The sequence below is a fragment of the Aquimarina macrocephali genome, assembly GCF_051627225.1.
GTDB lineage: Bacteria > Bacteroidota > Bacteroidia > Flavobacteriales > Flavobacteriaceae > Aquimarina > Aquimarina macrocephali.
In genome coordinates this window covers 5,004,874-5,018,270 of record NZ_CP151795.1, presented here as the reverse complement: position 1 = coordinate 5,018,270, position 13,397 = coordinate 5,004,874, and the positions used below count along the sequence as shown (strand labels likewise).

The 13,397-nt window shown below is 30.5% G+C and carries 12 protein-coding genes; 5 read left to right on the top strand and 7 right to left on the bottom strand.

Annotated features, from left to right (window positions below; genetic code table 11):
• The first annotated feature begins 20 nt into the window (after positions 1-20).
• Positions 21-1,667 (top strand): serine hydrolase domain-containing protein, encoded by a 1,647-nt coding sequence (locus AAFU52_RS22210; protein WP_438423594.1) that lies wholly within the window; start codon positions 21-23, stop codon positions 1,665-1,667.
• Positions 1,668-1,915: 248 nt separating this feature from the next.
• On the opposite strand, the gene AAFU52_RS22205 is transcribed toward AAFU52_RS22210, so the two are convergent.
• The 3 genes from AAFU52_RS22205 to AAFU52_RS22195 all read right to left on the bottom strand — a co-directional run bounded on the left by AAFU52_RS22205 (position 1,916) and on the right by AAFU52_RS22195 (position 5,025).
• The gene (locus tag AAFU52_RS22205) at positions 1,916-3,187 is read right to left on the bottom strand and encodes a tetratricopeptide repeat protein (protein WP_438423593.1); all 1,272 of its coding nucleotides are present in this window, start codon (positions 3,185-3,187) and stop codon (positions 1,916-1,918) included.
• A gap of 286 nt (positions 3,188-3,473) precedes the next feature.
• On the bottom strand, positions 3,474-4,169 hold the full coding sequence (locus AAFU52_RS22200; RefSeq protein ID WP_024772995.1) for a LytR/AlgR family response regulator transcription factor: 696 nt from the start codon (positions 4,167-4,169) through the stop codon (positions 3,474-3,476).
• Positions 4,162-5,025 (bottom strand): sensor histidine kinase, encoded by an 864-nt coding sequence (locus AAFU52_RS22195; RefSeq protein WP_161635350.1) that lies wholly within the window; start codon positions 5,023-5,025, stop codon positions 4,162-4,164. The genes AAFU52_RS22200 and AAFU52_RS22195 overlap by 8 nt, the downstream gene beginning before the upstream one ends.
• Positions 5,026-5,364: 339 nt before the next feature.
• On the opposite strand from AAFU52_RS22195, the gene AAFU52_RS22190 reads away from it, so the two are divergent.
• The 3 genes from AAFU52_RS22190 (at position 5,365) to AAFU52_RS22180 (ending at position 8,464) form a co-directional block, all read left to right on the top strand.
• Positions 5,365-6,186, top strand: coding sequence for an alpha/beta hydrolase (locus AAFU52_RS22190; RefSeq protein ID WP_438423592.1), 822 nt, complete (start codon positions 5,365-5,367; stop codon positions 6,184-6,186).
• Between the two features lie 262 nt (positions 6,187-6,448).
• Complete coding sequence (locus AAFU52_RS22185; protein WP_438423591.1) at positions 6,449-7,240, top strand: AraC family transcriptional regulator; 792 nt, start codon at positions 6,449-6,451, stop codon at positions 7,238-7,240.
• Positions 7,241-7,309: 69 nt separating this feature from the next.
• On the top strand, positions 7,310-8,464 hold the full coding sequence (locus tag AAFU52_RS22180) for an alpha/beta hydrolase-fold protein (RefSeq protein ID WP_438423590.1): 1,155 nt from the start codon (positions 7,310-7,312) through the stop codon (positions 8,462-8,464).
• Between the two features lie 263 nt (positions 8,465-8,727).
• On the opposite strand, the gene AAFU52_RS22175 is transcribed toward AAFU52_RS22180, so the two are convergent.
• Together AAFU52_RS22175 and AAFU52_RS22170 are read right to left on the bottom strand one after the other, a co-directional pair.
• On the bottom strand, positions 8,728-8,904 hold the full coding sequence (locus AAFU52_RS22175) for a hypothetical protein (RefSeq protein WP_438423589.1): 177 nt from the start codon (positions 8,902-8,904) through the stop codon (positions 8,728-8,730).
• 431 nt (positions 8,905-9,335) lie between these two features.
• Complete coding sequence (locus AAFU52_RS22170; protein ID WP_438426652.1) at positions 9,336-9,551, bottom strand: LytTR family transcriptional regulator DNA-binding domain-containing protein; 216 nt, start codon at positions 9,549-9,551, stop codon at positions 9,336-9,338.
• Between the two features lie 413 nt (positions 9,552-9,964).
• Between AAFU52_RS22170 and AAFU52_RS22165 the strand changes: the two genes are divergently transcribed.
• Complete coding sequence (locus tag AAFU52_RS22165) at positions 9,965-10,681, top strand: hypothetical protein (RefSeq protein WP_438423588.1); 717 nt, start codon at positions 9,965-9,967, stop codon at positions 10,679-10,681.
• A gap of 375 nt (positions 10,682-11,056) precedes the next feature.
• Here AAFU52_RS22165 and AAFU52_RS22160 read toward each other — a convergent pair whose 3' ends face one another.
• Complete coding sequence (locus AAFU52_RS22160) at positions 11,057-12,436, bottom strand: 2OG-Fe(II) oxygenase (RefSeq protein ID WP_438423587.1); 1,380 nt, start codon at positions 12,434-12,436, stop codon at positions 11,057-11,059.
• Between the two features lie 75 nt (positions 12,437-12,511).
• Positions 12,512-13,108 (bottom strand): Crp/Fnr family transcriptional regulator, encoded by a 597-nt coding sequence (locus AAFU52_RS22155; protein WP_438423586.1) that lies wholly within the window; start codon positions 13,106-13,108, stop codon positions 12,512-12,514.
• Between the last annotated feature and the right edge of the window lie 289 nt (positions 13,109-13,397).

Below are 13,397 nucleotides of genomic sequence, written 5' to 3'. Positions count from 1 at the left end.
AAGCTAAAATTAATACAACTATGAAATCAAATCATTTTTTAGTGTTTATTGTATGTATACTAATATCGTGCAAGAATAATAGTCAGTCAAAATCAGATAATACACCTTCAAGCGAAATAGAAAATTTACATTTTTCAACAGTAGACTTTACAAAAGTTAAAGGTAAAATAGAGAATTATTCAAAAGAATTTGATTTATATAATGATGCTTACCTAAGTATTGTTTTTAACTTAGATAAACCTCTTATACAAAGTCTTCAAGAATTAGCACCAAGCCTATCTGAAGAAGAACTATTGAGTAAAGGAAATTTTCAATTTTCATATATAATTGATGAGAAAATAATTTATATAGAGAACTTAAACACCGGAGCAGGGCCAAAAACCAGAAAAACAGAGAAGCTTAGACAAGTAATACCATTAGTAGCGCCAGAGCGAATAAATTTTTGGGGTTGGTATATGTGGCAACGATTTATGAAAATTAATGGTGGGCTAGATGCATTTACAGAAGGGAACCATACTTTAAGTATCGAAGTAAGACCTTATTTAAAAGGAGATGTATTAAAAGTTGGTTCTCTTTTGGCAAAAGGAAATATCGCTGTAAAAGTTCCTAAAATAGTTATAGATGAAAGTTTAGTGCCTGTTCAGAAAATACAGCCTAATAGTGGTTGGGAAATTTCTAAAGCCAATTTTAATAACAACAAAATTGAAGCACTCAATAGAAAAATAGCAGAAGGTAGATTTAATGATATTAACGGAATTGTTGTAATAAAAGACGATGAACTTTTAATAGAAGAATACTTTAACGGTGCAACAAGAGATAGTTTGCATAACACTAGGTCGGTAGGAAAGTCATTTGCCTCTACAATACTAGGGATTGCTATTGAAGATAAATTCATAAAAGACGAAAATACTTTGCTAAAAGATTTTTACGATTTAAAATCATATAAAAATTATAGTGCAAAAAAAGATGCTGTAACCCTTAAATCGCTTTTAACCATGAGCTCTGGATTTCTAGGTGATGATTGGGATGATGAAAGTCCAGGTACTGAAGATAAGATGCAATCTACTGATAACTGGGTGAAGTTTGCTTTAGATTTGCCCATGCATAAAGACAAGATAATAGGCAAAGACTATAATTACTTTACTGCTGGTGTTGGTTTGCTAGGGGATATCATTCATCAATCTGTTCCTGATGGACTCGTTTCCTATGCAGATAAAAAATTATTTACTCCCTTAAGTATTACCAATTATAAATGGTTTTATACCCCTCAAAATGTTGCATATACTGGTGGTGGCATAGAACTACGAGCTATCGATTTTGCAAAATATGGACAATTATATAAAAACAAAGGACTTTGGAATGGTAAACAAATTTTAACTGAAGAATGGGTAGAAAAAAGTTTAGCCAAACAAGTATCGCAATCTTATGCAGGAATAGAAGATGGATATTATGGTTACCTTTTTTGGAATAATATATATAAAGTAAATGGCATAAATTATGAAGTTTCTTTTTGCGCTGGCAACGGGGGTAATAAGATTCTTGTTTTTAAAGACATTCCTTTTGTTGTGGTTATCACTGCCTCTGCATATGGTAAACCAGGTGCTCGCATAGATGTTGATAAAATGATGACTGATTATATATTACCTGCAATACTAGAAAAACAATAAAACCAGTTGATATGCTGCCCTGAATTTTGCCATGAAACATTAAAAAAGATTAATTGAAGTTCTACATAAAATGTTTATTTAAAATGTAATAGAATACGCTTTTTGCTGAAAGGGAATAGGAGTAAAGGCAAAATGTGTATATAAGAGCTTCATCTTTTACAAAAGTCTTAATCCAATCTAAAATTATCTTTTATTTTTTTTCTGAATATGTGCTAATTATAGTCTTTTTCATTAAGATTCACCTTTTTTTATTTTTGTGATTCAAAGACATTTAGCAATTTGTTTTTTAGTTTTTCATCTTTTTCTTTTTGTTCAAACAATTTGTCTAACGCTTTATTTGCTAATGATTTGTAATACGATATCTCCTCATCTGGGTTATCTTTTATAAGTGTTTTAAAGGTATTACTTGCTTTTTCTATCTCTTCATTCAGCACATAAGCAGTCGCTAAGTATTCCCATGCATACATTTGACTATATGAAGACAATTTGTTATAAATAGATGTTAAATACTCACAGATTTTTAAAAATTCTGGGTAATTAGGCTTATTGTTTTTATAGATTAAACAAAGGTTTAAAGCACCCGCCTCTGTAGGTAGGATTTGATAACAAAGTTTCCACCATTTTTCTGCATGGTCATAGTCCTTTAATCCCTTATACCATAACCCCAAATAATTGCATGCGCTTTCATGCTCTTTAATAGCTTCCGTTATTTTTTTTGATTTTTTTCCAGTATACGGTTTAATGTCTTCTAAATACGGTTCCAGACTTGCTATAGCTGCTTTATTACGTACCTCTTTACTTTCTCCATCCTCTTCCTTTTTAACCAGTATATGTCGCGCTTTAAATAACTCTTTACTAATATCGCTTTTACTAGGGTAATTTGGTAATGGATTAATACCAATTTTCTTAAAAAGGGTTTTTCCTGGTTCTGTGATTTCTTTATTCCAAAGCGACAGCAACAATTTTTTATTTTCATCAGTAGTAACAAAATCAGCTATGACTTTTTTACGAATTTTGGTTTCAGGAATTGTTCCTTTATACATGGGCAACATACACTCCTCGTTAAAATCGCCAAAGCTTTTTATAAAGACCGAGGTTTTTTTCATAACATAAGGTTTAATTTCTGTGTCCTCTAATAGCTTTTGCGCTATACTAGCCAGTACAGTGCAGTGCTGAAACATCTCAAAATCAGTACTATAGTCGTAGCTTTTTTCCCATGCTGCATTTAGTAATGGTGGTCCCCAAAGGTCTTTAACATCCTCTAAAACGTAGCTATTAGACGATTCATCTATTTTATTTTTTAACACTTGCATCTGATCCTTAGAATAGATTCCTAATGAGTAGTCAACAACAATATAATCATTATCATCATCATCATAATCTAGGTACTGGTTTCTTAAAAGGGCAATTTTTTTTATAGACCCTTTTTCATAACCCACCACCTTTTTTAAAAACAAGGATTTGTATTCTTTAAATAGGTATTGGGTCATTTCTTCAAACCATTTTATTTCTTCTTTCATCTTAGGGGTTTTATTATTGTATTTGTTGTTAGTTATTTAGAGCGTAAATATAATTTAAATTCCAGATCAGTTTTATCCCTGAAAACCGTATAATTTATAGGAATAATACTTCTTCTAAATTAAGGTTCAACGATACATGCAATTTTTCTTGCATTGTCACACTGAGCTTGTCGAAGTGTCGAATGGGCAGGAGGGAAGCGAAACCATTTTCGGTTCACGATTTCTTAAAACAATATTATCTAATGAGTAAATGTGTGTGGAATGGTTTAGAATTAGAGTGAATATTTTATAATTTCGCTAAAACTTCCAATTTTTCAAATACAACAACCTTATACATAGCGCTTACAGGTACTTTTTTATCTTCAATTAGCAAATGGGTTCTACTTGCTTTTGAAACTCTATTTAAATTGGCAATGTATGATTTATGTGTGCGTTGGAAATTTTCAGATAATAATGTAGTGATATTAATTAGCGTTTCAGATATAAGATACATTCTTGAATCGGTAAAGATTTTCAAATAATTTCCAAAACTCTGAATATACAGAATTGATTTAAATGAAATATTAACGGACATTCCATCATGTTTTATTTGAAGTTCTTCACTTCCACTGTTTTTTTTAGGTTGTGTTATTTTTGAAGATGAAACTTTGTTTATTGCTTTCAAAAAGCGTTCAATTTTTATAGGTTTCAATAAATAATCTACAACACCATAATTATAACTTTCTAATGCATATTCAGAATAAGCAGTAGTCAAAATAACTTTAGGTGGTTTTATCATAGAACGCAAAATTTCCATGCCATTAAGTTCAGGCATTTCTATATCAAGAAAAATGAGGTCAACTTCATTTTGCTGAGTGAAATTGATAAATTCAAGTGGATTTCCTGTACTTAATACTAATTCTAAATTGTCAATTTTAGAACAATAGTCTTCTAGTACTTTACGTGCTAGTATTTCGTCATCTATAATACCAACTTTAATCATTAACTGTTTTTTTTAATTTTGAAACTGCTAAATCAATAGATAAATTTATATGATATTTTTCTTCTTTATCATCAATTTCCAATACGTGAGAGTTAGGATATAAAAGATTTAAACGTCTTTTCACATTTTCGAGACCCAGTCCTGTTTTTTTCAATGAAGAAACTTTGTGAGGCTTTGAATTATCAACACAAAAATGAAGCGTAGTGTTTTTTATAGTGGCAGAAATATCAATGGTACTCTGTTCATTCGTACTTTGGGCACCATGCTTAACAGCATTTTCAACAAAAGGGATGAGCAACATTGGAGAAATCCTTAAGCCTGACAATTCTCCGTCAATTAAAAATTCAATAGTACAACGTTTACTCAATCTTTTTTCTTCAAGTAATAAATAATTTTCTATAAACTCAAGCTCTTCTTTTAATAGAACTATCTCTTTTTTAGAACTTTCTAGTTGATACCTCAATAATTCTGAGAGCTGCATAACAAGGTCAGGAGTTTCTAACGATTGTTTCCGCGAAAGCGAATAAATACTATTTAAAGAATTGAATAAAAAATGTGGATTTACCTGTGCTTTTAAATAATTTAACTCCATTTCTTTTTGTAACTTTTCTTTCTCAGCATTTTCTCTTTGGATGATCATATTTTTTCTTAAAAAAAAGGCAGCCATTCCGGCTCCAGTAGTATAAATTAGATAAAAGATCATTTTATAAACACCATACCAGCCACCCTTACCATATCCTTTCAAATAGGCCACAATAAAAACACTCCCCATAAGAAGTATCGTATATAAAAAATAGCGTCTCTTATCAAAAAAAGATGGAATGAAAACGAAATGATTTATCCATATGATGGCCATAATGGCAATTGTATACTTAAGACCATGTAAGAAAAAAGAATAATTAGTATCAAATCTATCCTTAAACGCCCACATACTTAATATCTCAAGTATAAGTACCAATAAAAAGGCGCCTATATTTATTAGGATTGTATTTTTTAATGACCTGCTAAGCATAAATTCATATAATAATCGGTTAAATATACCATCTATGCACAGAAATCATCCTAATTATTATACAAAAGCGGGATATCAATGACGAAATGGTTTTATCATTTAATTATTGGGTTCATCCTATTAATGGATTTAGACATTGAATATACTATACATTTATTCAACATTTAAGTAAAAAAAATAAACATGAAAAACAACAATTTTATAATAAAGAAAGAAAACATAAAAACAGCGAAATTATTAATATTGACATGTGCTTTATCGCTAAACACTGTCTTTGCTCAAGAAAATAAGGTAAACGATGATACACAAAAGGCATATGAAATGCCCAGAACTCAGGTCATTCAGATCAGTAATTCTGAAACAGATACACTAAATACACTTTACATAAAACTACCGAAAGGATATGAAAAAAACACAGATTTAGAATACCCTGTAATCTATTTTACTTTTCCGAAAGAATATATCGAGATATTATCTGCTGTCACTGAAATTCTGATAGAAGACGTTATTATAGTTGGGCTTACCTGGTCAAAAGGAATAAACTTTGGGAATTTGGACAGTTATGTGAACTTTCTTCGTAACGATGCCTTTAAGGTGATAGAAAACAACTACCGGGCTGATGCTAACAGACGTACCTATTTTGGATATTCTGCCGGTGCTTTAGTTGGTGCTTACATATTATCGAAACACCCCAATACCTTTAAAAATTTCATTCTTGGTAGTCCCGCTCTTGCAGTTGATCATGAAGTTATACAGAAAATTTATGAAATTGAGTCTACTACAGCTGAAGAGCGAAAAAAACTGAACGCAAATGTTTTTATTTCATATGGCATATTGGAGGAGAAAGATACCCCTCATTTCGAAAAATTTATTACCATGCTTAAAAGCATAAACGATGAGAGTTTAACCTTACAACATATTGTGGTTGAGGGTGATCATCAAACATCATCTCCTATGACTGCAATACGTAGTATTTATTGGTTATCAGACTTGATAAAAGAATAACGAATCTAAAACACAATATGTTTTATTTTGGTCATTTTTTATTAGTAGAAATTGACTGAAACTTAAAATCATGAAACAAATATATCGAATAATATTTATACTCACGTTTGGTAACAATGTATAAAAATAATAGCCGATACAGCAGGAAATTCAAAGATTGTTGCTAAAGATTAAGCCAATCCTTATGCTGGTGATCAATTGACATCTAATACGAATTCCCTACGTTGTATATACTTTGACAAGTACCTAATTGTAAATTTAAATGATAGAAATAAACAAAGTAAAGACCACAAAACTATCAATGCTAGACGGTATTGAACTCAAGTCTGCTGTGTTTATCAATAAAAACTTCCCTTCGCATTTTCACCAATCTTGGAGTCTGGCTTATATAGAATACGGAAGTGAAAACATTGCATATAACAATTCAGGTTTTTTGGTCAGTAAGAATGCAATGCAATTAATTCCCCCTTATTCAATTCATAAAAACTGGAGCAATAAAAACAATGCCTGGGCCTATAAGGCGCTTTATATATGCGATGACGTGATCAAAAAAGTTGCAAAAAAAATAAATGCTGATTATTCTTATCTGACAAGCCTTCCTTATTTTATCTCATATAGCAACAGTGAGTTTGACATAAACGAAGCATCAATTTTCAAAGTCCTTGAAAACCTTTTTTTGGATACTTTGAATAACGATGAGCTACCTTATTTTAAAAAATTTGCTAACGAATCTTTCGATGATATTCTCAATTACTTGTCTTTAAACTATAATCAATCAATCACCTTAGAAACGCTCCAGAAAAAGTTTAAAGTGAATAAATTTAAACTACAAAAAAGCTTTAAAAAGAACATTGGTTTAACACCTTTGGAATATCTAACTACCATTAGAATCGAAAACTCAAAAAAGCTTTTTTATACAGATGTTCCTTTGGTAGAAATTGCTCTTGAATCAGGGTTTTATGACCAAAGCCATTTTACACATAGTTTCAAAAAATACGTAGGAGTAACTCCTGGTGATTATAAAAAGAATAGCAAGATTTTACAAGACTGGTAATCTCTCAAAAAGTATGTTTGCTTTCTTAATTAAAACAATGAGAAATAACACATTTATAATAAAGAAAATATGAAAACAACGAAATTACTGATATTGACATGTGCTTTATCGCTAAACACTGTCTTTGCTCAAGAAAAGACAGAAAAAGATCCTGATTCTCCTCGTTTAACAGAGCACAGTAAACCAGCAGTTACCTTAGGCGAAATATCTTCACTTCAGTCAAAAGTGTTAAACAAAACTATTCCACTATCAATCCATTTACCTGAGAACTACGATAGCTCTAGGAAAACCTATCCCGTGCTGTATATGTTGGGTTCAGATTACCGAGCTCGGTTCGCCATGTTAGCCTCTACACTAGACTACATGGGCGAAGGACGAATTCCTGAGATGATACTTATTGGAATAGATTTACCCGAAGGAAATCGAATTTTGTTGCCAACAAGGGATCAAGACACAACAATTCCGGATAATTATATTAACTTTTTTGAGACAGAGCTGATACCGTACGTTGATAACAACTACCGGGCTGCTCCGTTCAAAGTCCTTTTTGGCGGTTCTAACAGTGGGTTTTTCAGTGTTTATACGCTGCTTAACAACCCTCTTCTGTTTAATGGTTACTTCGCAAGCAGTCCGTCCCTTAGTAACATATCGACAGAGCTTCAACAAAAAATAAAATCAGGTCCGTTAAAAACGCTTTCGGAAAACAGATTTCTACACATCATTTACAGCGATGATGAAGGATTAACAAATCACGTTTCTGAATTCACTCGTGTTTTAGCTGACCATAAACCAGAGAGTTTTACCTATAGAGTGGATGAATTGGTAAACCAGGGTCATGTACCAGCGATGGATTTTACACAGTTTCTTCTTGCATTATATCCAGACTTCAAACCCTTCAATTTCCGTAAAAACCTGGAATCGTTGGATAAAGTGAAACAACATTTCGATAGGTTATCAAAACGATATGGGTATGAAATCAAGACACCTATATCGGTCATATTTGACCTTGGTTATGTCACTATAAGAAGTAAGAATTTAATTGCCGCAGAAGAAATCTTTCAATATTCCTTAGAAGTGTATCCTGAAGAGAAGGACTCTTATCTCGGAATGGGTCTTTTACACCAAACTCAAGGTCAGCTTGAAAATGCTAAGGTCATGTACGAAAAAGCATTGACAATTGACCCTGATTTTTCACTTGCTAAAAGGTGGCTACAAAGACTCTAGAATTAAAATCTGGCTTTACTTATCAAAAATCTATTGGGTGAGCACAAAGATTATAGAAAAACTTAGACCAAAACAATAAAACTACAACTACTGCCAACAAGGTTAAGAAAAGTAAACTATTAAAAGAAGAAACATGAATACAACAAAGCTATTACTATTGATCTTTGCTATTTCGTTACAAGCTGCCTTTGCTCAAGAAAATAGTGTAAAAGATAAATTACAAAGCGAATTGAGATACGCTTTGTAATTTATTTTCGTACAATTTAAACTCCTCCTAATACCTTCATACAAAAATCATAATCTGCATCAGAGTCATAGTGATTATGACAGTACCAATGGAGATAACCATCAGGCCAAATAGATTGTTCTGCTCTACCACCATTAATAGATTTTTGATCAGTCTTACTAAGAACTGTACCGAGATTTTTTAATTTTTTCATTATTAAACATTATAAATTAATTTTTTAGTGAACATTTTAAAGACACTCACAGTTTATGTCTATTCTTCGTGTTGTTCCTATAAAGAATAAAATGTTACCCAATAAATTAAACTAAATTATTCTAATTTTGAATCTTGATTATCTGACTCTCGTTAGATTTACTGTTTTCATAATGATAGTTTGAATTTAAAGTTAGTAAATTCGAAACCCAAGAGCCTAATGTTTAATGACCCAAGTACTAAAGTTTATAGTAGTTCTAAGCAATATCACCAGTCACAATGTATTCTAAAATATAGCGAATGAACCGTAATTGTTTTTGCCGCACAGAGCTTGTCGAAGCGTTGTCGATAGGATAAGAGAGCAGGAGAATATGTATGGAATGGGAATATTCTCTATATTTTTAAATTAATTACGGAATAGTGTCTTTAGGTTTAATTATCTTTCTTTTTACTAATATCATCTATAAAAGTTAAAAAGCCCTCTCTATAATTACTACTTATAGGAATCTCAACACCATCTATAGTCACGCAATGTTTTTTGATCGTTTCTATATGTTTTATTGCAACAATATAGGAACGATGAACTCTTACAAAGAACTGCAGAGGTAATAACTCTTTCACTTCCGATATTTTATAACGTGCAAGAATAGAACGCTTAGGAAGTATGGAATGTCACATAATTACCATCACTTTCTATGTATTTGATATTTTGAATAAGGATTTGATGAAATTCCGAACCACTTTTAATAAATACGGTTTGATCAGGTTTCTCTTAAGAAGTTTCTGGGCTTGCTTTTATGCCTGCAGTATTTTGATTCAATACTTCTTTTGCTTTCATTACTGCTTGTAGTAATCGATCAAACTCAATAGGCTTTAATAGATAATCTACCGCTTTAAGTTCGTAACTCTCTAATGCGTATTCTGAATAGGCTGTTGTAAAAATAATAAGTGGCGGTTTTTCTAAAAACTAATAAATTCTATGGGTAACATTTTTGATGTTTTGGTAACAAGCCAGAAATTAAAATAATTAATCTTAACAAACATTCTAAAACATTAAAATTATGAACATTCTAAAATCATTCAGAAAACCTTACTTTGCAATATTTCTTTCTTCATTAATATTATTTGTGTCTTGTGAAAAATCGATTATAGATCCTAATGAAAGTACCACATTTCAAAGTGCCAAATCAAGTAAAATTGAAAATTCTTTTGATTATACGATATTCAAAACATTAAAGCAGAACTCTGATATTACTAATATATTGGATACTTTATCAGACAAAGAGGTTGGTGATATGGGTACAGTAGAAAAAAGTGAAAATATATTGAAAATGGTTAATTCATACTATGATACTGATATTGTGTTCCCAAATGATTTTCATCAAATAACGGATTCTAGCCAAGAGCGTATATTAGACATATCTGAAAAAAAAGGCTGGATAAATCAAAATGATATAAACTTGATAAACCAGTTTAAAAAAGATATACAGAATTCTGATTTTAATACAGCAATAGCAAATTATGAGAATATAGTTTTAAGGTTGAAGCTAAATAATGAAGAATTTGCCAAAAAGAATAATATTGCAAATGCCTTTAAAACAATAAACTATTATAATCCAGAAATATTTAGTAAAGTTGACTCCTGCTTCGGTGCTATAGTAACTCTTGTAGTGGCCACTTTTGGTCTTTTGTCTTGTGTAACTGTTATTGCCTGTGGATTCGCTATTGTAGGATATACATTCTCTTACATTAATTATCAAGAGCAATGTGTAAATTAATTTAGTTAAATTTCGAGTTATTAAGGACTATCTCATAAAGTGTGTAAACAAAAAAATAGTGGGGACATACCCCGCTATTTTTTTAACTTTTAATTTTTATATAATTACGAAGAAAGTGATTTTGTAGCATAACAAACTTTCCGTATTTTAACTAATTACGATCCACATTTTAAATTGTCGGTAACGGTATGCACTAATTTGCTATAATATGCATTTGTACTGTAATGTTTAACTAACGTAATTTTTTTCAAAAAAATCTTTATCAAATGTTCCTTAAGAAGGTAATGCAATACTTTTTAAATGAGCTGACGCATTCCCTGAGCCTGTCGAAGGGATAGGAGAGTAGGAGAAGGTGTGTGGAATGGGAATAGGCAATTATATTTTTCTCATTGCAATAATTCCATTATATCCAGCTCCATAGATCCTATTTTTTAATACAATTATATCTTGCATAAAGTTGTCTGATTTGAGTACTTCTTTAGTTTCATCAGATTCCTTATCAATTGATATTATTTTATTATCCTCTCCACAGGTTATAATCTTTTCATTATGATAAACAATTGATCGAATAATATCGTTATGAGCTTTTATTTTATGTACTTTTTTAGTGTCAATAGAAAATTGAATTAGTATTCCATCTTTTGATCCTATATGGATTATATTTTTCTTCAATGTGCCTAAGCAAAATAATGGTTGATTATGAGTATAAATACATTCGGTAGCTCCTAATTGTATATTTGTTTTATTTACAGTCTTATCTTCACTACAAGTAATAATGGTGTTATCATTTTTAATAGATAGACCCCATATCCAACCGTTATGAATTTTTATTATTTTTAATATTTGCAAACTTGAGTTTAATACATATAATTTACCACTTGTTCCAACTGCAATAATTTCTTCATTTTGATTAATTTTGATATTTAAAATCATTTCTTCAAAAGTTATAGTGGATGAAACTTCACCTAATAGGTTCCATTTTTTTACTGTAAAATCTCTGGAACAAGAGATAAATTCAGATTTGTTAATGCGAAGCATTCTAAATACCGATTTAGAATGAATACTCATGGTATTTTGTAATTCAAGATCATTGTTCCATAATTTTATCTTTCTATCTCTGCCACAGCTTAGGAATTGTTCTTCGTTTAACTTTAATAAGTTCCATATATATCCATCGTGATGAGCGTTTTTGCTTTTTCTTTCAATTATAATATCGGACCTAAGAATATATTTATTCCCTTCAGTAACTAAAGCTCCTTTATGCCATAGCTTGTGATCGAAAATAACTAATTTTCCTTTCCTTGGAGTAATAGTCTTTATTGAGTTCTCATCTTTCTTTGAAACATAAAATTCAGTGTTTCCTCCATTAAAACTTTCATTTCCATTAAGATATAATAGAAATGTAAATTTAGATTCTGAAATAGCATTTGGATAGTAAATGCCATCTTGATGTTTGGAAAACAATTGATCTTTTTGGTATTTACAGAATCTAATTCGTTCATTTATACCAACAACCTCTTCTTTTATATCTTTTTTCAAGATATTTATGTCTTTTAACTTCCTAAAAAGCATAGAAGATAATAACGAATTATCTTCTACAAGGCGATCATTGTTTCTATAATACTCGGGATAATGTCCAATAGCAGCTTCAAAACTTTCCATTCTTGATTCTAATATTGCTTGTATTTCCTCGTTAGAAAGAAAATTATCAATTTCTAAAACAGGTAAATCATTTATAGTTGTACTCTTATACATATAAAAAGGTTTGGAGATTTCTATAAATCAAAGTTCCTAGAATTATAAATTATGGGCATTGATGTATGGTAAGATTTACGTTTTATGAGATAATTTTCGAATTCTACTTAATGATTCTGGAGTAACTCCTAAATATGAAGCTATGTAATGGTGCGGAATTAAGTTGAGTAGATTTGGATAGAGTTTGATGAAAATATCATATCTCTCAGAAGCGCTTTGATACTGTAACGATTCTATTCTTTCTATAGCCAAGACATAATTGAACTCAGCCATTAATCTGCCAAAAGTATTAAAAGATTGACTTATACTATACAATGATGTCCAATCGGTATATGATATTGAGACCAACTTGCCAGGCACAATACATTCAATAATTTCATTACTTTGTTTTTCTTTCAAAAGACTCACAAACGAGGCAACTAAAGGATTTCTTGATTCATAATTAAAATAACTTGTAATTTCTTTCCCATTTTTTAATTGATAAACTCTATAAATTCCTGAAATGACAAACTTCAAAGATTTACAAACTTGTCCTTGTCTAATTATACTATCTCCTTTATCATAAATCTCTATAGAAAGTTTAGATTGGAGTCGTTCTATATCTATTTCTGAAAGATCTACCCAGTTAGAAATAAAATCAATTAATTTTTGATATTCTTTATGGTCATACATTTATAAAGGGAATCATACATTGTAACAATAAAACTACAAACTTTAAAGTTTTTAAAGCAATTTTATACGAGTTTAATAAATTGATTTAAAAATCAATTTATTAAATCTGCGAGATGATGTGGCGGGAAATTATGAATTACAATCTGTATCATAATGTACTGCGTTATGTAACTTTGCTTTGGTAAAAGCGAAGTTCTTTAATCCAATTTTCTTTGATTTTTTTCTTCTCAAATGTTTCTTAAAAAATGTAATGAAATACTCTTTGCCCGAAGCGACGATAGGAGTGAAG